Here is a 24,918-nt window from a genome sequence, read left to right on the forward strand (position 1 = left end):
ATCCGTCGGCGCCTCCCCGTCGGCGGCGAGAGGGAGGGGCCCCCGTGACGCAGCACATCCCGTCGACCGAACCCGAGCTGACCGGAGTGCGGAACTTCCGCGATGTGGGCGGACTGCCGACCGTGGACGGCCGCCGGGTACGGCACGGCGTGCTGTTCCGCAGCGGTCACCTCGCCCACGCCACCGCGTCGGACGCCACCTTCCTGTCCTCCCTGGGACTGCACACCGTCTTCGACTTCCGCAACGCGGCCGACCAGAAGCTGGACGGCCACGACATCGAACTGCCCGGCGTGCGCCAGGTGAACCTGCCGCTGAGCGACCCGGCCGACGGCGCCCAGTTCTGGAGGATGGTCCGCGACGGCGACCTGGACCAGCTGCGCTCGATCCTCGCCGACGGCAAGGGGGCGGGCCGGATGATCGCCTCGTACCGCGTGCTCGTCAGGGAACGCACCGCCGAGCACTCCCAGGTGCTGCGCTCGCTCGCCGAGGACGGCGTCCCCGCGCTGATGCACTGCGCGGCGGGCAAGGACCGCGCGGGCCTGTCGGTGGCGGTGACGCTGCTCGCCCTGGGCGTGGAGCGGGACGCGATCTTCGACGACTACCTCAAGTCCAGCGCCACACACCGCCGCTACCGGGTGCGTCGCAGCGGCAGCTCCGCCTCGGCCTACTCCCCCGAGGTCATGGAGCTGCTCGACCCCCTGTTCGACGCCCGCGCCGAATACCTGTCGGCTGCCCTGGAAACCATCGAGGAGACCTGGGGCGGCGTGGACCCCTACCTCGAGACGGCGCTCGGACTCACCCCCGAAAACCGGGAGCGGCTGCGCGAGCGCCTGCTCGACTGAGGAACCACTGAGGAACCACCCGACCGGGCAGCGCCTCACGGAGGGGCACTGCCCGGACAGGTTCCGGGGACTACTGCTTCGCGCCCAGTGCGAACAGCAGATAGATGAAGGCCGCGAAGAGGTGCCCCACCACGACGTAGACGAACAGCCTCACCCACAGGGCGCGAGGGAACTTCTCCTCCAGGTCTTTCATGACACATCTCCATAGGTGGGGCCCAGGCACAGGGCGGCCGTGGGGCTCTGCAACAGGGTATGGACGAAGAGCAGCTCGACTCCGTCGGGGTCCTGAGCGGCGATACGGTGCGGGGTCAGCGAGTCGAAGTGCGCGCTGTCGCCCGGGGCCAGCCGGTGCAGCGCGTCCCCCAGGCGCAGCAGCAGCCGTCCCTTGAGGACGTACAGCCATTCCTCGCCCGGGTGGACCCGCACGATGCCGCTCTGGGAGCCGTGGGGAACCTCGACCCGCAGGGCCTGCATCCCGCGTCCGGGGGAGCCTGCCTGCCGGTACGTCCAGCCGCCCGCGACGGTCGGCTCCGTGTCGGCGGCGCGCAGCACCATGTCCTGGTCGGCGGTCGTCTCGCCGAGCAGTTCCGAGACGGTCGTACCGTAGACCCGGGCCAGGGAGAGCAGCATGGGCAACGAGGGCTGGCGCTGCCCGGTCTCCAGCCGGGAGAGATGGGCGGGCGACAGCCCCGCGTCGCGTGCCGCGGCCTCCAGGGTCAGGCCTGCCCGGCGGCGCAGCGCGCGCAGGTGCGGCGCGACCGCGGGAAGCGCGGCGGCCGGTTCGGCCGACGGCTCGCTCTCGGGGGTGCTCATGACCCCATTCAGCAGCATTTTTGCCCGTGGGGCAAATTTCTTGCCTCACGGGCAAAAAGGGGCGGGTGTTCACGACCCGGCAGGCAGCACGGCCGGACGGGGCCAGTGTCTCACCGGCCGGCGACCGCCTGCTTCATCAGGGTCCTGCCGAACTCCCACACCAGACCGCCGTCGTGGGCCTCGTCCATCACCGCCGTGAAGGCGCCCACGAACCGGTCCACGTCCCGCTCGTCGATGATCAGCGGCGGAATCAGTTTGATCACCTCCAGGTGATCGCCGGAGACCTGGGTGAGGATCCTGTGCCGCCGCAGCAGCGGCACGACCACCATCTGTGCGAAGAGCCCCTTGCGCGCGGCCTGCAGCGCGGTCCAGCGGCCGCGCAGCCTGAGTGACCGCGGCCGGCCGAACTCGATGCCGATCATCAGGCCCCGGCCGCGGACCTCGGCCAGCAGCTCGTACTTCCCGGTCAGTGCCGCGAGCCGGGACCGCAGCAGCTCCCCGGTGGCCCGGGCGTGCGCGACGAGGTGCTCGTTCTCCATGACCGACAGGACCGCGAGGCCCGCGGCCATCGCCTGGGCGTTGGCCCCGAAGCTGGCCGAGTGGACCAGCACCCGGTCCATCGACGAGTAGACCTTGCGGAAGATCCAGTCCTTGCCGAGCGTGGCTCCCACCGGCACATAGCCGCCGGAGAGCGCCTTGGCCACGCACACCAGGTCCGGCTCGACTCCCTCCTCGTGCTGGTAGGCGTAGAAGTCGCCGGTCCGCCCGAGGCCGGTCTGCACCTCGTCGGCGATCAGCAGCGCCTTGCGCCGGTGCAGCAGTTCCTGCGCGGCGCGCAGATAGCCGGGCGGGGCCGGGTGCACGCCCTTGCCCTGGATCGGCTCCACGATGAGGGCGGCGACATCGCCCTTGGCCAGCTCCCGCTCCAGCGCGTCCAGATCGCCGAGCGGTACCGCCGTGTCGGGCAGCAGGGGGGCGAAGCCGTCGCGGAAGCCGGACTCGCCGTTGACGGACAGGGAGCCGGTGGTCAGTCCGTGGAAGGCGTGCTCGCAGTACAGGACGCGCGGTCTGCCGGTCACGTAGCGGGCGAACTTCAGCGCGCCCTCGACCGCCTCCGTTCCACTGTTGCCGAAGAACACCCGGTCCAGGTGAGGGCTGTGCGCGAGCAGCCGCTCGGCCAGCAGACCGGGCAGCGGCTGGCAGTCGAAGCGGGTGAGGTCGGCGAGCGAGGCGTCGAGGACGTCGTGCAGCGCCTTGCGGACCACGGGGTGGTGGCGCCCCAGGCCCATCACCCCGAATCCGGCGAGCATGTCCAGGTGGTCGTTGCCGTCCGCGTCCCAGAAGTGGGCGCCCTCGGCCCGTTCGTAGACCTTGTCGAAGCCGATGGTGTGCAGCATGCGCGGGAGCTGGTGGTTGAGGTACCGGGCGTGCAGCTCGTAGCGCTCGGCTCCCCGTTCGGCCAGCAGCGCGCCGAGGTCGAACTCCCCGGCCCGCGACGGCTTCGACTCGGACTCCGCGATGGTCATTGCGGTGACTCCTGTCGGTCCTGTGGTTGCTTCGGCGGCTCGCCCCCGGCGGGAGGGCTCGCGCTGGTCCGGCCGGTGCTCCGGACGGGCGTCAGGCCGATGCCGACCGGCACCTCGCCGCGTCCGGCGTGCGCGAGGAACTGCTCCGGGATGCCGAACCGCCGGACCGGTGCGTCGACATCGGCATCGCCCGGCACCAGGGCCACGGCGAGTTCCACCACGCCCGGGTGGGGCCCGAGACGCCCTCCGGTCCCGGCGACCGCGTGCACCAGGAACTCCCTGTTCTCTTCGGACAGTTCACCGGGTTCCGTCTCGGCCGGCGCCTTCAGGTCACGTGGGTGCCGGGTGCTCTCCACCATCGTCACGCTCGGGCCCCCTTCGGTTCCGTGCTGTTCAGCTCACGGTGACGGCCGGCTCCCCCGACACGATGCCGTCCTTCTCCATCTGCTCGGCGATCTTCAGGGCCTCCTCGATCAGCGTCTCCACGATCTTCGACTCCGGCACCGTCTTGATCACCTCGCCCTTGACGAAGATCTGCCCCTTGCCGTTGCCCGAGGCCACCCCCAGATCCGCCTCCCGCGCCTCCCCCGGACCGTTGACCACACAGCCCATCACCGCCACCCGCAGCGGCACATCCATGCCCTCCAGCCCGGCGGTCACCTCGTCCGCCAGCTTGTACACATCCACCTGCGCCCGCCCGCACGACGGACACGAGACGATCTCCAGACCCCGCTGCCGCAGATTCAGCGACTCCAGGATCTGCAGCCCCACCTTGACCTCCTCGGCCGGCGGCGCCGACAGCGACACCCGGATGGTGTCCCCGATCCCCTCCGACAACAGCGCCCCGAAGGCCACCGCCGACTTGATCGTGCCCTGGAACGCCGGACCCGCCTCGGTCACCCCCAGATGCAGCGGATAGTCGCACCGCGCCGCCAGCTGCCGGTAGGCCTCCACCATCACCACCGGGTCGTTGTGCTTGACCGAGATCTTGATGTCCCGGAAACCGTGCTCCTCGAACAGCGACGCCTCCCACAGCGCCGACTCCACCAGCGCCTCCGGGGTGGCCTTCCCGTACTTCCGCAGCAGCCGCCGGTCCAGCGACCCGGCGTTGACCCCGATCCGGATCGGCGTGCCGCGCTCGCCCGCCGCCCGCGCGATCTCCTTGACCTTGTCGTCGAACTGCTTGATGTTGCCCGGGTTCACCCGCACCGCCGCGCAGCCCGCCTCGATCGCGGCGAACACGTACTTCGGCTGGAAGTGGATGTCCGCGATCACCGGGATCTGCGACTTGCCCGCGATGACCGCCAGCGCGTCCGCGTCGTCCTGGGTGGGACAGGCCACCCGCACGATCTGACAGCCCGACGCCGTCAGCTCGGCGATCTGCTGCAGCGTCGCACCGATGTCGGAGGTACGGGTGGTGGTCATCGACTGCACCGACACCGGCGCGTCCCCGCCCACCGCCACCGACCCGACCTGGATCCTCCGGCTCCTGCGGCGCGGGGCGAGCGTCGGCGCGGGCGCCTCGGGCATCCCGAGCGATACGGCGGTCACGGCCTCACTCCCTGTTTCCCGGGTTGCCCGAGGGTCCCGAGATCGTGTCGCGCAGGGCGCGCAGGGACTCCTTGAGCGACCCCGTGGTGGCGAGGACGGCGGTGGGCTCGTATCCGCAGTGCGCCATGCAGTTGGCGCAGCGCGGGTCCTTGCCGCGGCCGTACTTGTCCCAGTCGGTCTCCTCGATCAGCTCCCGGTACGTCGGCACATAGCCGTCGCTCATCAGATAGCAGGGGCGCTGCCAGCCGAAGATCGAGTAGTTCGGGATCGCCCACGCGGTGCACGGGAAGTCGACCCTGCCCTCGAGGAAGTCCAGGAACAGCGGGGAGTGGTTCAGCCGCCAGCGGCGGCGGTTGCCGCCCGCGAAGGCCTTCCTGAACAGCTCGCGGGTCTGCTCCACGCCGAGGAAGTGCTCCTGGTCGGGGGCCTTCTCGTAGGCGTAGGCGGGCGAGATCATCATCTCGTCGACCTTGAGGTCGTCGTTGAGGTAGTCGAGCACTTCGATGACGGTCTGCGGGGTGTCGGTGTTGAAGAAGGTCGAGTTGGTGGTGACCCGGAAGCCGCGCCGTTTGGCCTCCTTGATGGCGGCCACGGCCTCGTCGAACACGCCCTCCTGGGCGACGGACTCGTCGTGCCGCTCGCGCAGCCCGTCGATGTGCACGGCGAACGCGAAGTAGGGCGAGGGCGTGAACCTGTCCATCTTCTTGCGCAGCAGCATGGCGTTGGTGCACAGGAAGACGTACTTCCTCCTGGCCACCAGCTGGCGTGCGATCTCGTCGATCTGGGGGTGCATCAGCGGCTCACCGCCGGCGATCGACACCATCGGCGCACCGGACTCCAGCACCGCGCCCACGGCCTGGGCGACCGGCATGCGCTGCTTGAGCACCCCGGCCGGGTGCTGGATCTTCCCGCAGCCCTCACACGCGAGATTGCAGGCGAAGAGCGGTTCCAGCTCGACGATGAGCGGAAACTTCTCGCGCCTGCGGAGCTTCTGTTCGGCCAAGTACGTAGCGACCTTGATGGACTGCCGCAGTGGCATGGCCATCTGGCTCACCTCCTGGGGAGCAGCAAGGAACGGTGCCATTCGAGATACGCAGGGAGAACGGAACGAAGAACGCGGAAAGCCGATATTCCACCGCGCACCGTGCCGATCCGGACCAGTTCATGTTCAGGAGCGTCCACGACCACCCGGACGGCCGCAACAGGGCGCGCGCCCACTCGGACGGCGCTCAGGAGCGTGGCCGCGGACTCCATGTCGACGGCGATCGCGCCGGTGGCGAGCAGCTCGGACCGTTCGTGCCCGCGGACGACGTGCTCGGAACCGGTGAGCGGACCGGTGTGGACGGTGCGCCCCGGGGCGACCCGGGCCAGTTCCTTCACCAGCAGCTCGGTGCCGTCGCAGGGGACGCTGCCGCGCGGGTCCCGGGTCTCCTCGGCGACCACCAGGTCGCCGGGATGCATCCCGGGGGCCAGCCCCGCGCAGAAGCCGGTGGCCAGCACGGCCGCGTCGCGCAGCACCCGTTCGGCGAGCATCCGGGTGACCGAGCGCTCGGCCGCCTCCGGCCCCATGCCCGTCCGCAGGACGGCGACCGGCCCTGCGGCCCCTGCCCCCACCCGCCGGTGCAGGGCGAGCCGCTCGATGCCGAGCGCGCAGGCGATCAGCAGCGGGGCCGGGGCCGGCCGGGCGCTCATCAGCTGCCCTTCGCCTCGGCGAGCCGCTGCTCCGGTCCGGCGCCCGGGGCACCGGCGCCCGGCACGCCGACGTCAGACGCGCCGACGCCCGGAGCGACCGGTGCGCCCGCGCCCGCCGCGCCCGCGCCCGCCTGTGCCGCGGCGGGCTTCTCGGCGAACGGTTCCCCGTTCACGTACCGGCCGAGCGCGGTGAGCGGGAAGACCTGCCGGTAGAGGTGGTAGTTGATGGAGAAGTCCCAGGGGAAACCGGTGCCGGTGAAGTGGGGCTCGTCCCAGGAGCCGTCCTCCCGCTGGGTGGCGGCCAGCCACCCGATGCCGCGCTCGACGGCCCCGGACTCCTTCTCGCCGGCCGCCAGCAGGGCCATCAGCGCCCACCCCGTCTGCGACGCGGTCGAGGCGCCCCGGCCGCTCCACTCACGGGCGTGCCGGTAGGAACGCAGGTCCTCGCCCCAGCCGCCGTCGTCGTTCTGGACCGACTCCAGCCAGGCGACGGCCCGCCGGATCGCCGGGTGCGAGCCGGGGAGCCCGGCGGCGACCAGCGCGGGCACCACGGACCCGGTGCCGTAGAGGTAGTTGACGCCCCAGCGGCCGAACCACGAGCCGTTCGGCTCCTGTTCGGCGAGCAGCCACCGGATGCCGCGCCGGGTGCGCGGGTCGTGGGCGAGTCCCTCGACGGCGAGCATCTCCACCACGTGGGCGGTGACATCGGCCGACGGCGGGTCGATGACCTCGCCGAAGTCGCAGAACGGCAGCCGGTTGGGGAACGGGCTGGTGTTGTCGACGTCGAACGCGCCCCAGGCGCCGTCGCGGGACTGCATGCCGAGGTTCCAGCGCACCCCGCGGCCGATGGCGTTGTCGACCCGCTCCGGGTCGTGGTGCTTGACCCGGCGGAGCGCGAGGACCACTTCGGCGGTGTCGTCGATGTCGGGGTAGTTGTCGTTGTGGAACTCGAACGCCCAGCCGCCGGGCGGCAGTCCGGGCCTGCGGACGGACCAGTCACCGGGTCTGACGACCTGTTCGCCGAGCATCCAGTCGGCGGCCCTGACCAGTTGCGGATGGTCGGCGGGCAGACCGGCGTCGGCCAGGGCGATGGTGGCCAGACAGGTGTCCCACACCGGGGACTGGCAGGCCTCGATCATCCGGGCGCCGTCCTCGCGCCACACGGCGAACCGGTCCAGGGACTGGAGTCCCGCGCGCATCACCGGGTGGTTCAGGTCGTAGCCGAGCAGGTGCAGGGCGATGACCGAGTACACGGCGGGCGGCTGGATGCCGCCCCAGCAGCCGTCGTTCTCCTGCCGCTCGATGATCCAGCGGGCCGCGGTGTGCATCGCCGCCCTGCGCAGCACGCGCGGGACGACCCTGCGCACCGCGTGCAGGCCCTTGTCCAGCCGCTGGAAGGCGCCGTCCCAGCTGGTCGCCGGAGCGAGCGGTACGGGAGGGTTGGGGCGGGCCGGGTCGGTGTGCAGTTCGTCCAGCGGGAACGGGGCGGGCCGTACCGGCCGCTTGGCGGAGACGATCGTCAGCGGGACGATGGTCTGCCGTGCCCAGCAGCCGAAGTCGTAGATGTTGAGCGGCACCCAGGACGGGAACCAGATCAGCTCGGGCGGGAGTTCCGGCAGGTCCTCCCACTTCCACCAGCCGAACAGGGCCAGCCAGATCCGGGTGAAGACCCGGGAGGCGGCGACCCCGCCGTGCTCGCGGACCCAGGCGGAGGCCCGCGCCATGTGCGGGGCGTCCGGCGGGTCACCGGCCAGCCGGAGGGCGACGTACGCCTCGATGGTGGCGGAGAGGTCGGCGGGGCCCTCGTGGAAGGTCGCCCAGGTGCCGTCCTCGCGCTGCTCGCCCCGGATGAACAGGGCGGCGGCGCGGGTGGTGTCCTCGTCGAGGATGCCGAGGAACTGACGCAGCAGCAGGTCCTCGGCGTCCATCGTGACGTTGGTCGCGAGGTCTCCCTTCCACCAGCCCTGGTCGTCCTGGCGGGACAGCAGGAACTCGGTGGCGCGCCGCATGGCGCCGGCGGCGATGTCGGGTGCCCCGGCCGCCACGGGGATGTCGGTGTCGTTTTCGCTGGCCGCGGTCGTTCGGGACGGCAGGGCCGCCCCGGTGCTTCCGTCGGTCGTCGCTGTCATGGCTTCCCCTTCGTGCAGTCCTGCAAGGTGTGCGTCTGCTGTGGGTCCGCCGTCGGCCGGTGCGGTACTCCTCGCCGCACCGGCCGGCGACTACGCGAGGGTTATTCGACCGATGGTGATCATCTCTTTCGTACGACGACGAAGTCCGCGAGCGCCGTGAACTGGTCCCGTACCCGGTCGGGCATGTCGACGGTGTCGAGGGCCTCGATGGCGGTGGTGTGCTGGCGACGTGCTTCCTCGGCGGTCCACTCCCGTCCTCCGGCCTGCTCGATGAGGGCCGCACGGGCCGCGAACTCCTCCTCGGAGAAGTTCGCGAAGTCACTGCTCTCGGCGTCGGCGGCGAGGATGTGGGCGAGCTGTTCGGAGGCGGGGCCGCCCGCGGCGAGCGCCGCCACGACCGGGAGGGACTTCTTGCGCTGCCGCAGGTCGCTCCAGGTCTGCTTGCCGGTGGCAGCCGGGTCGCCCCAGATGCCGAGCAGGTCGTCGACGGCCTGGAACGCCAGGCCGAGGTGGTAGCCGTAGGTCTCCAGGGTGTCGGCGGTGTGCCGGTCGGCACCGCCGAGGACGGCTCCGACGGAACTGGCGCAGGCCAGCAGGGCGCCGGTCTTGTTGCCCTCCATCTCCAGGCACTCCTCGACCCCGACCCGCTCGCGGTGCTCGTAGGAGATGTCCTGCGCCTGGCCGTCGATGAGGGAGCGGCTGGCGGTGGTCAGCCGGCGGGCGGCCCGGGCGGCCTCGGCGGTGCCGAGTTCCAGCAGCACCTCGTAGGCGAGGGCGAACAGGGCGTCGCCGACCAGGATGGCCTGGGCGGGGCCGTGCACCTTCCAGACGGTGTCGCGGTGCCTGCGCTGTTCGTCGCCGTCCATCAGGTCGTCGTGCAGCAGGGAGAAGTTGTGCACGAGTTCGACGGCGACCGCGCCGGGGACGCCGACCTCGGGGGCGGCACCGGTGACCTCGGCGGACAGCACGGCGAGCGCGGGGCGTACGGCCTTGCCGCCGTCGCCGTCGGCGGGCCGGCCCTCGGTGTCGATCCAGCCGAAGTGGTAGGCGGCGACGGTGTCCATGGGAGGCGCCAGGCGGTCGATGGCCGCCCGCAGTACCGGCATGGCCAGTGTCCGGCCGCGCTCCAGGAGCGCGGGCGCGTCCGCCGCGGTCCTTCCAGCGGCCTTCGAGGCCGGGGGCACAGTGGGCACAGTCTCTCCTCTTGTTGCGGTACCGGGGGTGCGCGGGTCTGCCGCGGCGGGTTCCTCGGCCCTCACCGGAGCCCACCTCGCACGGCGGCGCCCGGAACGCCGCGGTCGGCCGCCTCCTCCGCGAAGAGGTGGCGGGGGCGGGGCCGGCCCAGGGCGCTCAGTGCGGCGTCCGCCGCGTCGACGCCGCTGCGGACCGCGCCCTCCATGGTCGCGGGCCACCCGGTGGCGGTCCACGCTCCGGCCAGATACAGGCCGGGGGCCTTGGTGCGGGCGCCGGGCCTGAGCCGTCCGACGCCGGGTGCGGGAGCGAACGTGGCGGTGCGCTCCCGGGTGACGAAGAAGTCCCGTACGCCGGCGCCGCGGGTGCGTGGCAGCAGCCGTTCCAGTTCGGGCAGATAGCGGGCGCGCAGCGCGGCCACGGGCTCGTCGATCTCGTTCTGCGCGACCGACTGCGACACGGCCAGGTACTGCCCCTGCCGCAGACCGGACGCCTCGGTGCGGTCGAAGACCCACTGCACGGGGCTGCCGAGGGCCGCGAAGAAGGGCCGGGTGAGCACCTTGCGGTCGTAGACGACGTGGACGTCGAGGATCGGCGCGGTGCCGATGCTCAGCAGCCGCTCCGGCTCGTCGAGCGCTCCCGCGGGCAGCAGGTCGTGTGCCTCGCGCTGCGGTACGGCGAGGACGACCGCGTCCGCCTCGAGCGTCTCGCCGGGAACCTGGACGCTCCACCCCGCCTCGCCGTGCGGGGAGACGGAGGTGACGCGGGTGCGGACCTCGGTGCGCACGCCCGCGGAGTCGAGCGCCTTGCGGGCCAGCCGGTCGTGCAGGTCGCCCAGCGGGACCCGGGCCCAGCCGATGTCGGCGGCGCCCGGGTCGGACAGCAGTCCGGTCTTGAACACCATCGCGGCGAGCGCGAGGGAGGAGTCGCCCGCGACCGCGTTGAGGGTGGCGACCCCGACCAGGTCCCACAGCGCCTCGACGGCGCGTGCCGACTGGCCGTGCGCGGCCAGCCAGCTGCCGAAGTCCTGGTCGTCGAGGGCCGGGTCGGCGAGGTCGAGCCTCTTGAGCGCGAGTGCGGCCCGGACCACCCCGGCGCGCTCGGCGAGCGAGAGGTGCGGGTAGGTGGCGAGGCTGCGCCCCAGGTGCAGGGGGACGGGCAGCGCGTCGCGGCGCAGCCGGCCGAGGCGTCGGCCCTCGGGCCGGTCGGCGTCGAGAACGGGGATGTCGAGACGATTCTGCAGCGGTGCCAGGGCCGCTCCGTCGATCCGGTCGAGGAACCAGCGGTAGGCGGTGCAGCAGCGCAGGTACACGTGCTGGCCGTTGTCGACGGTCAGGTCGCCGCGCTGGAAGGAGAAGGCGAGCCCGCCGAGCCGCGGGCGGCCCTCGAGCAGGGTGACGCGCACTCCGGCGTCGGCGAGCGCGAGCGCGGCGGTGACTCCGGCGAGCCCGCCGCCGATCACGACGGCGTGCCGTCCCGCCGGGGCCCGATCGCCGGCGGGTGTGCCTTCGGGTCTGTTGACACGGGTCATGGTGCGCCCTTTCCTGCCCGGCCGCCGTACGGTCCGAAGGGTGCTCGGACGGCCGTCTCAGTACGGGACGCGGCGTGGCGGCGGAGGGTTGCCCGCCGCTTCCCGGCGGGGTCGCCGACGGGGAGCGGTGTGTCCATCAGGCGCGCCTCCTGACGGTCCGCCGGGTCGCGCTGCGGGTGTCCAGGCCGGAGAGGCCGCGCACCGCGACGTAGGCCTTCTCCCGCCCGGGCAGGGAGACCCGGCCGCGCAGCACGGCCTCGGGCTCGCGCTCGATGCGGTCGAGGAGGCGGCGGTAGATGCCGGCCATGGCGGCGACACAGGCGCCGCTGCGCCGGTCGAGCATGGGCAGCAGCCGGTAGCCCTCGGCGAACAGGGCGCGGGCCCTGCGTACTTCGAAGTGCACGAGGCCCGCGAAGTCGGAGCCCTGCGGCGGGGTCGGCCCGCTGAACCCGGCCGCGCAGCCGAACTTGGCGAGGTCGTCGGCGGGCAGGTACGTACGGCCGCCCTCGGCGTCCTCCCTGACGTCCCGGAGGATGTTGGTGAGCTGGAGCGCGAGCCCCAGCGTGTCGGCGTACTCGGCGGCGCGCTCGACGTCCCGCGCGCCGGGTTCCGTACCGAAGACGCCGAGGGAGACGCGGCCGATGGCACCCGCGACGCAGCGGCAGTAGACCTTCAGGTCGTCCCAGGTCTCGTAGGTCTCGCCGCGCACGTCCATCTGGACGCCGTCGAGGAGCTCGTCCAGGCCGCCGAGCGGAATCGGGAACCGCTGTGCGGCGTGCGTGAGGGCGACGGCGACCGGGTCGGTGTCGTCCTCGTCGACCGCGCCGTCGCGGACCCGGGCGAGCAGCCTCCGGGTGTCCTCGAGCCTGGCGACCTTGACGTCGTCCGCCAGCGGGCCGTCGCCGATGTCGTCGACGCGCCGGGAGAGCGCGTACAGCGCGGACATCGCGCGCCGCTTGGGCGTCGGCAGCAGCCGGATACCGTAGGCGAAGTTGCGCGCCTGCTGTCCGGTGACGGCCTCGCAGTACCGGTATGCGGCGAGTACCGGTGCTGACACGTGTGCTTCCGATTCCACGGTCCGGATCACCCCTCTCCTCGCAGCGTCATGCCCACCTCGCGCAGCAGCCGGACCTTCCCGGGCTTGGGCGGGCCGGTGAGTACGTCGTATTCGGCGGCGGCGATGGCGCCGAGGGCCGCCCTTCCCCCTGCCACGAATCCCGCGAGCAGCAGTTTCAGTCTCCCCTGGACGCCTGCCACGAGGGGCTCGCCCTCCGCCAGGAGGTCCCGGGCGCGTTGCGCCTGGAACGCGATCAGCGCGCGCACCGACGCGCCGGCGTGCGGCGCGGCGAGGTCCGCCTCCTGGACGTGGAAGCGCTTCATGTCCGCGGCGGGCAGGTAGACGCGGTCCCGGCCGAGGTCCTCGGCGACGTCCTGGAGGTGCTCGACGATCTGCAGGGCGGTGCAGACCGCGTCGGAACGGCGGATCCGCTCGGGGCTCGCGGTGCCGGTCACGGCGAGGACCAGGCGGCCGACCGGGTTGGCCGACAGCGCGCAGTAGGCGAGCAGGTCGTCGTAGGTCTCGTAGCGGCTGACGATCTGGTCCTGGCGGTTGGCGGCGATCAGGCCCAGGAAGGGTTCGGGGGTCAGGGCGTGGCGGCGGACCGTCGGCCGGAGCCCGCGCAGCAGCGGATGGCGCGGGACGTCGTCGAACACCCGGTGCAGATCCGCCTCGACCGCGTCCAGCAGCGCCGTCCGGTCGTCGGCCCGTTCGGGGGCGACGCCGAGCAGCCGGGCGTCGGCTCCGCCGGGGGCCAGGTCGCCGTCGCCGATGTCGTCGACCAGCCGGGCGTAGCCGTAGATCGCCATCAGGTCGTCACGCCAGGCTCCGGGCAGGAAGAACGGCGCCACCGGGAAGTTCTCGGCGGCGGCCTTGTCGAGGGTGGCGCGCTCGGGGTCGACGCCGCGCGGCGTGCCGGTTCGCGTCATCGGGGGCTGCCCTGGGCGGGGACGGCACATGCTGCGTTCAGCAGGGGAGCCTCCGTAACCATTGCCGTCACATCTCCCGTTCTACACTGCTGACCCAATTCACACTATTTCGGACACGCCGCCCACGCTTTCGGCGGAACGGACCGCCGGGTGGTGTCGCGCGCTATGGCCCTGATTGCCGTCTTTGGGCACCGCTACAGCTTACGTTGTACAACGCGGTACCGACCGCCGGGGTGTCCCGTGCATCACGACAACGCACCGGTCGACGTCAAGGTTCCTGCTCGGGGTGGGAGTTGACGTCGCCTTGGCAGACACCGGGGCCCGGCGGGCCCCGCGCCCCAGGCTACTTCCCGGCGAACTTCTCGTACTCCTTGAGCACCTCGTCGGTGGGCCCGTCCATCCGCAGCTCTCCGCGCTCCAGCCACAGGACGCGGTCGCAGGTGTCCCGGATCGACTTGTTGTTGTGGCTGACCAGGAAGACGGTGCCGGCCTCCTTGCGCAGCTCCCGGATGCGCGCCTCGGAGCGCTTCTGGAACTTGCGGTCGCCCGTGGCCAGCGCCTCGTCGATCATCAGCACGTCGTGGTCCTTGGCGGCGGCGATGGAGAAGCGCAGCCGGGCGGCCATGCCGGAGGAGTAGGTACGCATCGGCAGGGTGATGAAGTCGCCCTTCTCGTTGATGCCGGAGAAGTCGACGATCTCCTGGTAGCGCTCCCGGACCTGCTCGCGGGTCATGCCCATGGCCAGCCCGCCGAGTACGACGTTCCGCTCACCGGTGAGGTCGTTCATCAGGGCGGCGTTGACGCCGAGCAGGGAGGGCTGGCCGTCGGTGTAGACCTTGCCCTGCTCCGCGGGCAGCAGACCGGCGATGGCCCGCAGCAGGGTCGACTTGCCCGAGCCGTTGGAGCCGATCAGGCCGATGGCCTCGCCCCGGTAGGCGACGAAGGAGACCCCGCGCACGGCGTGCACCCTGCGCACACCTCGTGCCGCGTCGTCCTTGCCCCGCCGGAGCATGCGGCTCAGCGCCGCCGTGGCGCTGCCCTTGCCGCCCTTGGCTCCGTTGACGCGGTAGACGATGTGCAGGTCGTCCGCGATCACGGTGGGCACGCGCGGGTCCGTGTTCACCTCAGCCACGACCGTAGGTCTCCTCGGCCTTCCAGAAGTAGACGAAACCGATCACCCCGGCCAGCAGCGCCCAGCCCACCGCGAACGCCCACACATGCGGCGGCAGATACGAGGACCCGTACCCGTCGATCAACGCGAACCGCACCAGATCCATGTAGACCGCGGCCGGATTCCACTGCAGCACGTCGGCCAGCCAGCCCGGCACGTCCTTGCCCTCCAGCATCGCCCGGATGCTGAACATCACCCCCGAGGCGTACATCCAGGTGCGCAGCACGAACGGCATCAGCTGGGCCAGATCCGGCGTCCGGCTGCCCAGCCGGGCGAAGACCAGCGCCAGCCCGGTGTTGAAGACGAACTGCAGCCCCAGCGCGGGCACCACCAGCAGCCAGGACAGCGCCGGCAGACTGCCGAACGCCACCACCACCGCCACCAGCACCACCATCGAGAACAACAGCTGCTGCAGCTGCTGCAACGCGAAGGAGACCGGCAGCGCGGCCCGCGGGAAGTGCAGCGCCCGCACCAGCCCCAGGTTCCCGGAGATCGCCCGCACCCCGGCCAGCACCGAACTCTGGGTGAAGGTGAACACGAACACCCCGGTCACCAGGAACGGCACATAGATCTCGTGCGGGATGCCCCGGCGGGCGCCCAGCAGCAGCCCGAAGATGAAGAAGTACACCGCCGCGTTCAGCAGCGGGGTCGCCACCTGCCACAGCTGGCCCAGCTTGGCCTGGCTGTACTGCGCGGTCAGCTTCGCCCGGGAGAAGGCCAGGATGAAGTGCCGCCGCGCCCACAGCTGACGGAGGTACTCGGCCGGCGACGGCCGGGCACCACTGACCGTCAGCCCGTACCGGGCGGCGAGTTCGGCCGCCGTGAGGCCCTCGTCGGGCGGCACGGACGCGCTGGCCGCGACCGTGCCGTCGTGCGTTGTCTCACTCACTGCTGGAAGCTTTCCCTCTTCGAGATGCGCGGCCCCCGCGGGCCTGGCACGTGCCGGGAAGCCCGGGGGCGGCCCCGTGGTTTCCGCCTGGTTCCGGATACGAGCTTGTCAGATGACAGGGGGCCGGCCCAGCCGGGTCAGCCGCCACACCGTACGCCACCTCATGGGCCGGCGGGGCCCGCAGGGGGTGGCCCAGCCCTCCCGGAAGCCGCCGAACCAGGCCTTCAGGGCCGGGCGGGAGGGCCTGCGCACCAGCGTGAGCAGCATCCAGACGCCCAGATAGACGGGGACCAGGGGCGCGGGGAGGTTCCGGCGGGCCAGCCAGACCCGGTTGCGGGCGACCATGCGGTGGTAGACCGCGTGCCGCGAGGGGGCGGTGGTCGGGTGGTGCAGCACCATGTCGGACCGGTAGTCGATCATCCAGCCGGCGTCGAGGGCCCGCCAGGCCAGGTCGGTTTCCTCATGGGCGTAGAAGAATTCGTCGGGCAGCCCACCGACGTCGGCGAAGACCCGGGTGCGTACGGCGTTGGCACCGCCGAGGAAGGTCGTCACCCGGGAGGAGCGCATCGGGTCGGCGGCGCGCAGCCGGGGCACGTGGCGGCGCTGGGTGGCCCCGGTGTCCGGGTCGGCGATGCGGAAGCTGATGATGCCGAGCTCCGGGTCGGCCGTGAACGCCTCCCGGCACAGCTCGGCGGTGTCGTGGCCGGGCAGGAGACCGTCGTCGTCGAGGAACAGCAGGATGTCGACGTCCTGGCCGTTCGGTCCGAAGGCCTCGATGCCGACGTTGCGGCCGCCGGGGATGCCGAGGTTCTCCGGCAGCTCGACGGTGCGCACGCCCTCGGGGACCTCGGGGACGGGCGAGCCGTTGCCCACCACGACCACCTGGACCGGGCCGCCCTCCTGCTTGGCGACGGAGTCCAGCAGGGCGCGCAGTTCGTCGGGGCGGTTGCCCATGGTGATGATCACCGCGCCGACCGTGGGGGAGGAGGCCACCGCTCTCACCTCAGCCTGCTGGAGGCGAGGATGGACACCAGGTGCAGAACGGTCTGCAGCAGGGCGATCCCGGCCAGGACGGCGGTGCCGAGCCGGGTGAAGAAGAGGTCGCCTTGGACCGCGTCCGCGATCGCGAGGACCAGGATCAGCAGGGACGCCTCGATGCCGAGGATCAGCCGGTGGAACTTCAGGGCCCCGGCGGCCCGGCGGGCCAGCGCCATGCCCGAGGAGCGCGGCTCGGAGGCGGCCTCCTTGACCGGCGGCAGCCCGCCCTGGTGGCGGGCCACGCCGACCAGGTCGGTCTCGGCCTTGACCAGGATCGCGCCGAGGGCGGCCAGCGTGCCGAGGAAGGCCCAGAGCCAGTCGATGCGCCCGGTGCCCCACAGGTCGGCCGCCCGCAGGCCCAGTCCGACCAGGACGGCGGCGTCGCACAGGTAGGCGCCGACCCGGTCCAGGTAGACCCCGCTGAGCGAGAACTGCTGCTTCCAGCGGGCGACCTCGCCGTCGACGCAGTCCAGCAGCAGGTACATCTGGACCATGACCACACCGAGGACGGCCCCCGTGATCCCCGGCACCAGCAGGGCCGGGGCCGCGAGGACACCGAAGACGGTCATCAGGTACGTGAGCTGGTTGGGCGTGACCCTGGTGTTCACCAGGTAGCGGTCCACCCGCAGGGACACCTCACGCATGTAGAGGCGTCCCATCCAGTGCTCACCGCTGCGCCGGTCCTTCACCCCCGCGGGGTGTACGACCGGGCGGAGTTCAGCTACCGATGGCCTTGACATAGTCGGCGTAGACATCCTTGATCTGTTCGGTCTTCAGGTCGAGATGTTCGAGGATCGTGTAGCGGCCGGGCCGGGTCTCCGGGGCGAATTCGACGGCCCGGACGAACTCCTCCGTCGTGAAGCCGATCTCCTGGGGCAGCACCGGCAGCCCGTGCCGGCGCAGCACCCCGGCCATGTGCACCGACTCCTCGTGCGCACCGCGCAGGTACATCGCGAAGGCCGCGCCCAGTCCGCACTGCTCCCCGTGGGCGGCGGCCCGCTTGGGGAAGAGCAGGTCGAAGGCGTGGTTGATCTCGTGGCAGGCCCCGGAGGACGGCCGTGAGTCACCGGACACCGACATGGCGATGCCGCTGAGGACCAGCGCCTCGGCGAGCACCTGGAGGAAGTCGTTGTCGCCGATGCCTCCGGGGTGGCGCAGCACGGACTCGCCGGCCTGCCGGGCCATGGCCGCGGCGAGTCCGTCGATCCGCTCGCCCTTGACCCGGCACGCCAGTTCCCAGTCCGCGACGGCGGAGACGTTGGAGACGGCGTCGCCGATCCCGGCACGTACGTAACGCACCGGGGCGTCCCGGATGATGTCCAGGTCGATGACGATGGCGATCGGGTTGGGCACCCCGTAGGAGCCGCGTCCCGCGTCGTTGTCGAGGGTGGCGACGGGCGAGCAGAGACCGTCGTGCGCGAGGTTCGTCGGTACGGCGACCAGGGGGAGGCCGACGCGTGCCGCGGCGAACTTGGCGCAGTCGATGATCTTGCCGCCGCCGAGTCCGACGACCGCGTCGTAGCGGCCGGCCTTCATGGCACCGGCCAGCCGGACCGCGTCGTCCAGGGTGCCGCCGCCGACCTCGTACCAGGTGGCGCCGGGCAGCGACGGGGCGAGCCGCTCGCGCAGTCCGGTGCCGGAGCCGCCGCTGACGGCGACGGCGAGGCGTCCGGAGTTCGAGATGCGCTCGTCGGCGAGGACACCGCCCAGGCTCTCGAGGGCGCCGGGGCGGATGTCGACGACGAGCGGGGAGGGGATCAGCCGGGTCAGGACTGGCATGTGATCTCCCTGCCGCGGGCGAGGTCGTCGTGGTTGTCGATCTCCACCCACTCGACGTCGCCGATCGGTGCCACGTCGATCCGGAAGCCGCGGTTCACGAGCTCCTGGTAGCCGTGCTCGTAGAACTGCTGCGGGTCGGCCTCCCACACGGTCCTCAGCGCGTCGGCGAGCTCGGGGGCGGCGTCCCCCTCTATGAGGGTGACGCCGATGTACTCGCCGGTCGCCTCGGCGGGGTCCATCAGCTTGGTGATCCGCGTCATTCCCTTGTCGGGGTCGGCGACGACCTTCATCTCCTCGTCGGCCAGCGACTTCACCGTGTCCAGGGCGAGGATGATCTTCTTGCCGTCGCCGCGGGCGGCGAGCAGCGTCTTCTCGACGGAGACGGGGTGCACGGTGTCGCCGTTGGCGAGGATCACCCCGTCCTTGAGGGCGTCACGGCCGCACCACAGGGAGTAGGCGTTGTTCCACTCCTCGGCCTTGTCGTTGTCGATGAGGGTGAGCTTGAGCCCGTACTTCTGCTCCAGGGCCGCCTTGCGCTCGTACACGGCCTCCTTGCGGTAGCCGACGATGACGGCCACCTCGGTGAGGCCGATCTCGGCGAAGTTGCCGAGGGTCAGGTCCAGGACCGTCGGTTCGCCCTCCACGCCCTCGGGCCCCACCGGCACCAGCGCCTTGGGCAGAGTGTCGGTGTAGGGACGCAGACGCCGTCCGGCGCCGGCCGCCAGCACGAGGCCGATCATGCGGGTTCTCCTTCATCGTGTACGGCGGGCGCGCCACCCCGGTGGGCGGCCACCCAGAAGCGGATGCTCTCGACGAGCACCAGCAGGGCCACGGCCACGGCGAGTGCCGTGAGTGCGACCGTGAACTGCGAGGCGGTGAGCAGGGCCGCCAGTACGGCGACCGTCAGTGTGCGGCCTTCGTGCCCTCCGGTCGCCCGCACCAGCCAGGGCGGGGGCGCGCCCGCGTCGCCGCGGATGCGGTAGACCGTGTCGTAGTGATGGTAGGCGACCGCGGCCACCAGTCCGTAGGCAGCGGGTAGCGCTCCGTTCACCCCCGCGTGGGCCGCGAGCGCCAGCACCGTGCCGTACTCGGCGGCGCGGAAGAAGGGGGGGACCAGCCAGTCGAGGGCGCCGCCCAGGGGGCGGGCGACGGCCAGGGCGGAGGCCGGGACGTAGAGCAGGGCCGCGAGTGCGGTCCACGGTCCGCCGAAGTCGGTCAGCGCGGCCGTGGTGACGACGGCGGCGCCGCCGAGCAGGGCGACGGCGGGGGCGGTGAAGCCGGGCAGGCGCTGTGCGGTGTTGCTGAGCACGGCCGCCAGGCGCTCGGCGAGCGGCCCGGTGTCGGCGAGGTCGGCGAGGGCCCGCGTCGCGCGCTCGGTGCGGCGGCCCGTGCGGGTCCGCGAGCGCAGGACGCGGCCCGCCGTGGTGTACGTCGCCGCGAAGGCGCAGCCGATCAGCAGGGCGTAGAAGGTGATGCGGGGGGTCGTGAGGGCGGTGAGGACGGCGAGCATCGCCCAGCGCTCGCCGATCGGCAGGACGATCATGCGGCGGACCCAGACCGTCCAGCCGACGCTGTCCAGGCGGTGGGAGAGGGCGGCGGTGGGACCGGTGGGGGCGGGGTCCCCCGTGTTCGCCTCGTTGAAGGAGAAGTCCACGACGTGCCGGCAGGTCTGCAGGACCATCGCGCCGAGGGCGAGGGCCCACACGTCGTCACCACCGCGGGCCGCGCCGAGGGCGAGGCCCGCGTAGTAGGCGTACTCCTTGGCCCGGTCGAAGGTGGCGTCGAGCCAGGCGCCGAGGGTGGAGTACTGCAGGGAGTAGCGGGCGAGCTGGCCGTCGGTGCAGTCCAGTACGAAGGAGGCCAGCAGCAGGACGCCGGCGGCGACGAAGCCGCCGCGGGTTCCGGTGGCGGCGCAGCCCGCCGCTATGAGCGCGGTGAGCAGCGAGGCGGTGGTGACCTGGTTGGGGGTCAGCCCGCGGCGGGCGCACCAGCGGGCGAGGTAGCGGGAGTACGGGCTGACGCAGTAGGTGGTGAAGAAGCCGTCGCGGGCCTTGACCGCCGACTTCAGGCGGACGGCCTCGTCGTCGACCGCGGCGACGGCCTGCCTGGCCTCGTTGCGGGTCTGCGGGTCGTCGGGGACGGTGGCGACGAGGCTGCCCAGGTCGGGGCGGTACACGTCGGCACCGTCGGCTTCGAGGGCTGCGGCGACGCGGTCGGCGAGACTGCCGGTGAGGGTGGTGCCGCCGGCCGGGCCCTCGCCGGCGGCGGAGCTCTCGCGGGCCATCGCGCGGGTCAGGGCCTGGCGGCCGGCCTGCTGGGCGGTGACGGCGCCGGGGATCGCGGCGAGCGGGAAGCGCGGGTCGGTGAGACCGAGGCGCAGCGCGTGCTCATGGCCCACGAACCGGGCGTCGACGACGGCGACCCGCCGGTCCGCGGGCACCTCGGCGAGCAGGGTCTCGGCCTCGGCGGTGTCGGCCGCGATCCGCACGTCGAAGCCGAGGGAGCGCAGGTCCGTCTCGAGTGACGAACCCGGCACCGGCTGTCCGGTGAGGATGGCGGTCGACAACCGAATCTCACTCCCTGGAGCGTCGGCGCGTCCACGCCGGTCGTGTACATGATTGAGGGCGCCCGCTGCGTCCCTCCGGGCGGCATGTCGGCTGAGGCTATCGGATGTCCTCGGACCCGTGTTCACCGCGTGTTCGACGGTTGGATCGGCGTGGTTCCCCTGGCGTCCCTGCCGCGATCATCATCAGGGATGGCGGGGCCGAGTCACAAACCGCACCCCCAGAAGGGGCATTGAGTCGAATACGGGGCGTTACGGGCCGGAAGCGGGTCGTCGGGCACGGCCCGGAGCGGCTTCGTCCGCTTCTCCGCCGGCACCCGTGTCCGACGGTCCCGGTGTGGACCTCGTCACGGAGGACGGCCGCGCCACGAGGCCCGAAGCGCTTCTGACCACTTCTGACCTGCGATCGGTTTCCGCAGGTCAGAGCACATGACAACGGTGTTCAGTGCCGCGTTGCCCCATACCCCCCACCCGTAGTTCACTGTGATCTGGACGAGCGACGAAGGGACGGTCTCCATGGGGGCTGGGCACGATCACGGGCACGCGCACGGAGCGCCCGCCGGCGGTACCGCGAGTGCGGCGTACCGCGGCAGGCTGCGGGTGGCGCTGACGATCACGCTCGGTGTCATGGTCGTCGAGATCGTCGGCGGTGTGCTGTCCGGCTCGCTGGCTCTCGTCGCCGACGCCGCTCACATGGCGACCGACGCCCTGGGGCTCGGCATGGCCCTGCTGGCGATCCATTTCGCGAACCGTCCGCCGAGCGAGCGCCGCACCTTCGGATACGCCCGTGCGGAGATCCTCGCCGCCCTGGCGAACTGCCTGCTGCTGCTCGGGGTGGGCGGCTATGTACTGTTCGAGGCGGTCCAGCGGTTCGTCTCGCCGGCCGAGACCGAGGGCGGGCTGACCCTGGTGTTCGGCGCGATCGGCCTCGTCGCCAACATGGTGTCGCTGGCGCTGCTGATGCGCGGGCAGAAGGAGAGCCTGAACGTGCGGGGGGCGTTCCTGGAGGTGGCCGCCGACGCGCTCGGCTCGCTCGCGGTGATCGTGTCCGCTCTGGTCGTCATGGCCACCGGCTGGGCGGCCGCCGACCCGATCGCCTCCCTCCTGATCGCCCTGATGATCGTGCCCCGCAGTTTCAAGCTGCTGCGCGAGACACTGGACGTCCTGCTGGAGGCGGCGCCCAAGGACGTGGACATGGCCCAGGTCCGCGCGCACATCCTGGCCACGGACGGCGTCGAGGACGTCCACGACCTGCACGCCTGGACGATCACCTCGGGCATGCCGGTGCTCTCCGCCCATGTGGTGGTCCGCCCCGAGGTCCTCGACGCCCTCGGGCACGAGAAGATGCTGCACGAGCTCCAGAGCTGTCTGGGCGACCACTTCGACGTGGAGCACTGCACCTTCCAGCTGGAGCCGCGCGGCCACGCGGAGCACGAGGCGCGGCTCTGCCACTGAGCCTGAGGTTCGACGTCGAGCCGGGGCGGCGCCACCGGCGTGCCCGGGGCGTGGGGCCGGGGGCCGTGCGCCGGGGGAACGCATCCTTTCGCCCCCCGTTCCGGCGCCCTCCCCTCCTACCGTGCCGCCTCGGACGGTTCTCCGGCGGCCGGCCCGGGCACGATCGCTCACCGAGCCCCCTCCCGGTGTCCGGGCGGCGCCACCGGCCGGTCGCGCCGTCCTCGGGACATGCGGGCGGGCCGGGGAGTGTCGGGAGTGCCGGATCCGTGCGGCAGACTGGGGCGCGAAGACCGAGTGAAGGATGGGTATGCCGATCACACCTGCCAACGCGACGCACAGTCCGTCGAGCGGTACCGCCGAGGCGATCTTGCTGGAGCTGGTCGACGACGAGGGCGTGACGATCGGCACCTCGGAGAAGCTGGCGGCCCACCAGCCCCCGGGACAGCTGCACCGGGCGTTCTCGGTGTTCCTGTTCGACGAGCACGGGCGGCTGCTGATCCAGCAGCGGGCGCTGGGCAAGTACCACTCCCCCGGTGTGTGGTCCAACACCTGCTGCGGTCACCCCTACCCCGGTGAGGCGCCGTTCGCGGCGGCGGCCCGGCGGACCTTCGAGGAGCTGGGCCTGTCCCCGTCCCTGCTCGCCGAGGCCGGCACGGTCCGCTACAACCACCCGGACCCGGCTTCGGGCCTGGTGGAGCAGGAGTACAACCATCTGTTCGTCGGCATGGTGCAGGCACCGCTGCGGGTGGACCCGGAGGAGGTGGCGTCGACGGCGTTCGTGACCCCGGACGAGCTGGCCCGGCGGCACGCCGAGGACACCTTCTCGGTGTGGTTCATGACCGTCCTGGACGCCGCCCGCCCGGCGATCCGGGAGCTGACGGGGCCGTCGGCGGGCTGGTGACCGTGCCGGTCACCCGCCGGTGACCGGTTTCAGAGCCGCACGGGTTTGAGCGGCAGGGCGGCCCAGACCACCTTGCCGCCGCTCGCGGTGTGCTCGACGTCGCACAGACCGCCCGCCTCGTGGGTGATCTCGCGCACCAGGAGCAGCCCACGGCCGCCGGTGCGGCCGTGGTCGGTCTCCAGGGCGGTCGGGCGGTAGGGGTGGTTGTCCTCCACGGACACCCGGACCCACTCGGCACCGACGGCCACCTCGACGGCGAGCGTCGGGGAGAGCAGCGCCGCGTGCCGTACGGCGTTGGTGACCAGTTCCGAGACGATCAGCAGCAGCCCCTGGACCACGTCGTCGGCGACCGGCACCCCCTGGCGCAGCAGCAGGTCCCGTACGGCGTGGCGCGCCTGCGGGACCGAGGCGTCCACGGCGGACGCGGTGAAGCGCCAGACACCCTCGTACGGAAGCGGTGCCGCGGTGCCCGCCTCGACGGGTCTCTCCCCGTCCTCCGGGCGTGGGCCGGGGCCGCTCCCCTGGTCGTCCATCGTCAGGTCGCCACCCTCGCACTCGATTGTCACCACACGTCGAGTGTTGGTAACGATCCGCGTCCCCCCGGAGCACTGAACAGAAGTCAGCGGATATCGAGCGTTTCCGACCGCCGACGTTTGTCACCGTCCATCGCGGGATCGTTTCTGCCCGCCCGGTGTCGCCTCGACGAACTCTTCGGGTTGTATGGCTTCACCTTCGCGCTCTCCCTCGTCGTGGGCGCTCCCCCCCGGTCGGCGCCCCGACCGGGACGGATAGCATCCGGCCCCATGGAGCCCCGGTTGCTGCACGGCGTCATCGACGCGGTCGCCACGGTCGTCATCCGCCACCCGGCGAAGCGCAACGCCATGACGACCGCGATGTGGCGCGCGCTGCCGCCGCTGCTCGACACGCTGGCGGGTGACCCCGCGGTACGCGCACTGGTGCTCACCGGCGAGGGCGGGACGTTCTGCGCCGGGGCGGACATCTCCACGCTCCGGGGGTCGCCGCGGGAGGCGCAGCGGCTCGCCGTGGCGGCCGAGGAGGCGCTCGCCGCCTTCCCCAAGCCGACGCTGGCGGCGATCCGGGGTCACTGCGTCGGCGGCGGGGCGCAGCTGGCGGCGGCCTGCGACCTGCGGTTCGCCCAGGAGGGAGCGGTGTTCGGGGTGACACCGGCCCGGCTCGGTATCGTCTACCCGGCCTCCTCCACCCGGCGGCTGGTGTCGCTGGTGGGTCCGTCCACCGCCAAGTACCTGCTGTTCTCGGGTGAATTGATCGACACCGGGCGGGCTCTGCGCGCCGGACTGGTCGACGAGGTGCTGCCCGAGGGCGAACTGGACCGGCGGGTCGCGGAGTTCACCCGGATCCTGGCATCCCGTTCGCAGTTGACGCAGGCCGCGGCGAAGGAGTTCGCGAACGGGCGCACCGACCGCGACGACCACTGGAACGAGCGGGCGCACGGGAACGGCGACACCGCGGAGGGGGTCGCCGCGTTCCTGGACCGCAGGCCGCCCCGGTTCACCTGGAGCCTTTCGGACCGACGGCAGGACACCGCGGGGCAGTCGTAGCGGCACGGCGCGCACGCGGTACGCGTACAGCGCGTATACAGCGTGCATGTCGAGGCGTTGACGAGGTACACGGAGGTCCACACGGTCCGTTCCGGCCGAAGACGGTCGGGGATGAAAGGGGAAACACGTGTTCCGTGCCATCGCGGATGTCCTGCGCCAGATCGGCGGCGCCGTCGCCACCGTCGTGACGCTGCCGTTCCGGGCTCTGGCCCGGCTCTTCGGCGGTGCCTCGTCCGCCGGGCACGGCCGGCGCGCCTGACCCGGCGCGCGCCACGTCCCGG

Annotated in this window: 26 protein-coding genes; 5 read left to right on the plus strand and 21 right to left on the minus strand. The window is 72.1% G+C overall.

Translation table 11 applies throughout. The annotated features are described in order from the left end of the window. Window positions 1-44: 44 nt before the first annotated feature. The gene (locus tag PYS65_RS03800) at window positions 45-842 is read left to right on the plus strand and encodes a tyrosine-protein phosphatase (protein WP_279332333.1); all 798 of its coding nucleotides are present in this window, start codon (window positions 45-47) and stop codon (window positions 840-842) included. 70 nt (window positions 843-912) lie between these two features. Here the strand turns inward: PYS65_RS03800 and PYS65_RS03805 are convergent, their stop codons facing one another. The 20 genes from PYS65_RS03805 to PYS65_RS03895 all read right to left on the minus strand — a co-directional run bounded on the left by PYS65_RS03805 (window position 913) and on the right by PYS65_RS03895 (window position 20,704). Further along, a complete protein-coding gene (locus PYS65_RS03805) occupies window positions 913-1,035 on the minus strand; it encodes a DUF6126 family protein (RefSeq protein ID WP_202280217.1) in 123 nt (40 codons plus the stop codon). Further along, window positions 1,032-1,655, minus strand: a complete 624-nt coding sequence (locus PYS65_RS03810; RefSeq protein WP_279332334.1) for a helix-turn-helix domain-containing protein — start codon at window positions 1,653-1,655, stop codon at window positions 1,032-1,034. The genes PYS65_RS03805 and PYS65_RS03810 overlap by 4 nt, the downstream gene beginning before the upstream one ends. A gap of 110 nt (window positions 1,656-1,765) precedes the next feature. After that, entirely contained in the window at window positions 1,766-3,181 is a 1,416-nt protein-coding gene (locus PYS65_RS03815; protein ID WP_279332335.1) for an aspartate aminotransferase family protein, read from the minus strand. Beyond that, a complete protein-coding gene (locus PYS65_RS34905) occupies window positions 3,178-3,540 on the minus strand; it encodes a 1-deoxy-D-xylulose-5-phosphate synthase N-terminal domain-containing protein (RefSeq protein ID WP_423836149.1) in 363 nt (120 codons plus the stop codon). Before PYS65_RS34905 ends, PYS65_RS03815 begins: the two co-directional genes overlap by 4 nt. 34 nt (window positions 3,541-3,574) lie before the next feature. Beyond that, window positions 3,575-4,732 carry a flavodoxin-dependent (E)-4-hydroxy-3-methylbut-2-enyl-diphosphate synthase gene (ispG, locus tag PYS65_RS03825; RefSeq protein WP_279332336.1) on the minus strand — a complete coding sequence of 386 codons (1,158 nt, stop codon included), beginning with the start codon at window positions 4,730-4,732 and terminating at the stop codon, window positions 3,575-3,577. 4 nt (window positions 4,733-4,736) lie between these two features. Then, the gene (gene hpnH, locus PYS65_RS03830; protein WP_279332337.1) at window positions 4,737-5,777 is read right to left on the minus strand and encodes an adenosyl-hopene transferase HpnH; all 1,041 of its coding nucleotides are present in this window, start codon (window positions 5,775-5,777) and stop codon (window positions 4,737-4,739) included. 5 nt (window positions 5,778-5,782) lie between these two features. Further along, window positions 5,783-6,424 (minus strand): phosphorylase family protein, encoded by a 642-nt coding sequence (locus PYS65_RS03835; protein WP_279332338.1) that lies wholly within the window; start codon window positions 6,422-6,424, stop codon window positions 5,783-5,785. Beyond that, window positions 6,424-8,553, minus strand: a complete 2,130-nt coding sequence (shc, locus tag PYS65_RS03840; RefSeq protein WP_279332339.1) for a squalene--hopene cyclase — start codon at window positions 8,551-8,553, stop codon at window positions 6,424-6,426. The genes PYS65_RS03835 and shc overlap by 1 nt, the downstream gene beginning before the upstream one ends. Window positions 8,554-8,672: 119 nt before the next feature. Further along, window positions 8,673-9,737, minus strand: coding sequence for a polyprenyl synthetase family protein (locus PYS65_RS03845; RefSeq protein ID WP_387039995.1), 1,065 nt, complete (start codon window positions 9,735-9,737; stop codon window positions 8,673-8,675). Window positions 9,738-9,808: 71 nt separating this feature from the next. Further along, a complete protein-coding gene (gene hpnE / locus PYS65_RS03850) occupies window positions 9,809-11,275 on the minus strand; it encodes a hydroxysqualene dehydroxylase HpnE (RefSeq protein WP_279332341.1) in 1,467 nt (488 codons plus the stop codon). Then, a complete protein-coding gene (locus PYS65_RS34910; RefSeq protein WP_341483659.1) occupies window positions 11,272-11,412 on the minus strand; it encodes a DUF6380 family protein in 141 nt (46 codons plus the stop codon). Before PYS65_RS34910 ends, hpnE begins: the two co-directional genes overlap by 4 nt. Further along, window positions 11,412-12,362 (minus strand): presqualene diphosphate synthase HpnD, encoded by a 951-nt coding sequence (gene hpnD / locus PYS65_RS03855; RefSeq protein ID WP_279332342.1) that lies wholly within the window; start codon window positions 12,360-12,362, stop codon window positions 11,412-11,414. The genes PYS65_RS34910 and hpnD overlap by 1 nt, the downstream gene beginning before the upstream one ends. Then, window positions 12,359-13,261, minus strand: coding sequence for a squalene synthase HpnC (gene hpnC, locus PYS65_RS03860; RefSeq protein WP_279332343.1), 903 nt, complete (start codon window positions 13,259-13,261; stop codon window positions 12,359-12,361). Before hpnC ends, hpnD begins: the two co-directional genes overlap by 4 nt. A gap of 343 nt (window positions 13,262-13,604) precedes the next feature. Then, window positions 13,605-14,393, minus strand: a complete 789-nt coding sequence (locus PYS65_RS03865) for an ABC transporter ATP-binding protein (protein ID WP_279332344.1) — start codon at window positions 14,391-14,393, stop codon at window positions 13,605-13,607. Continuing rightward, window positions 14,386-15,321, minus strand: coding sequence for an ABC transporter permease (locus PYS65_RS03870; protein WP_279332346.1), 936 nt, complete (start codon window positions 15,319-15,321; stop codon window positions 14,386-14,388). The genes PYS65_RS03865 and PYS65_RS03870 overlap by 8 nt, the downstream gene beginning before the upstream one ends. A 108-nt stretch (window positions 15,322-15,429) precedes the next feature. After that, window positions 15,430-16,275 (minus strand): glycosyltransferase family 2 protein, encoded by an 846-nt coding sequence (locus PYS65_RS03875; protein ID WP_279337843.1) that lies wholly within the window; start codon window positions 16,273-16,275, stop codon window positions 15,430-15,432. 44 nt (window positions 16,276-16,319) lie between these two features. Further along, window positions 16,320-17,099, minus strand: coding sequence for a CDP-alcohol phosphatidyltransferase family protein (locus tag PYS65_RS03880; protein WP_279332347.1), 780 nt, complete (start codon window positions 17,097-17,099; stop codon window positions 16,320-16,322). Continuing rightward, window positions 17,077-18,138, minus strand: coding sequence for an iron-containing alcohol dehydrogenase family protein (locus tag PYS65_RS03885; protein WP_279332348.1), 1,062 nt, complete (start codon window positions 18,136-18,138; stop codon window positions 17,077-17,079). The genes PYS65_RS03880 and PYS65_RS03885 overlap by 23 nt, the downstream gene beginning before the upstream one ends. Continuing rightward, a complete protein-coding gene (locus PYS65_RS03890; RefSeq protein ID WP_279332349.1) occupies window positions 18,126-18,878 on the minus strand; it encodes a phosphocholine cytidylyltransferase family protein in 753 nt (250 codons plus the stop codon). The genes PYS65_RS03885 and PYS65_RS03890 overlap by 13 nt, the downstream gene beginning before the upstream one ends. After that, window positions 18,875-20,704, minus strand: coding sequence for a DUF5941 domain-containing protein (locus PYS65_RS03895; protein WP_279332350.1), 1,830 nt, complete (start codon window positions 20,702-20,704; stop codon window positions 18,875-18,877). Before PYS65_RS03895 ends, PYS65_RS03890 begins: the two co-directional genes overlap by 4 nt. 513 nt (window positions 20,705-21,217) lie before the next feature. On the opposite strand from PYS65_RS03895, the gene PYS65_RS03900 reads away from it, so the two are divergent. Both PYS65_RS03900 and idi read left to right on the plus strand, forming a co-directional pair. After that, a complete protein-coding gene (locus PYS65_RS03900) occupies window positions 21,218-22,156 on the plus strand; it encodes a cation diffusion facilitator family transporter (protein ID WP_279332351.1) in 939 nt (312 codons plus the stop codon). A 307-nt stretch (window positions 22,157-22,463) separates the two neighbouring features. Beyond that, window positions 22,464-23,057: an isopentenyl-diphosphate Delta-isomerase gene (gene idi / locus PYS65_RS03905; RefSeq protein ID WP_279332352.1), complete on the plus strand. Its 594-nt coding sequence runs from the start codon at window positions 22,464-22,466 to the stop codon at window positions 23,055-23,057. Between the two features lie 29 nt (window positions 23,058-23,086). Here the strand turns inward: idi and PYS65_RS03910 are convergent, their stop codons facing one another. Beyond that, complete coding sequence (locus PYS65_RS03910; protein WP_279337844.1) at window positions 23,087-23,590, minus strand: ATP-binding protein; 504 nt, start codon at window positions 23,588-23,590, stop codon at window positions 23,087-23,089. Between the two features lie 270 nt (window positions 23,591-23,860). Between PYS65_RS03910 and PYS65_RS03915 the strand changes: the two genes are divergently transcribed. Then, complete coding sequence (locus tag PYS65_RS03915) at window positions 23,861-24,637, plus strand: enoyl-CoA hydratase/isomerase family protein (protein ID WP_279332353.1); 777 nt, start codon at window positions 23,861-23,863, stop codon at window positions 24,635-24,637. A 127-nt stretch (window positions 24,638-24,764) separates the two neighbouring features. Continuing rightward, entirely contained in the window at window positions 24,765-24,896 is a 132-nt protein-coding gene (locus tag PYS65_RS03920; protein ID WP_279332354.1) for an LPFR motif small protein, read from the plus strand. Window positions 24,897-24,918 lie beyond the last annotated feature (22 nt).

The sequence above is a fragment of the Streptomyces cathayae genome (genome assembly GCF_029760955.1).
Lineage (GTDB): Bacteria > Actinomycetota > Actinomycetes > Streptomycetales > Streptomycetaceae > Streptomyces > Streptomyces cathayae.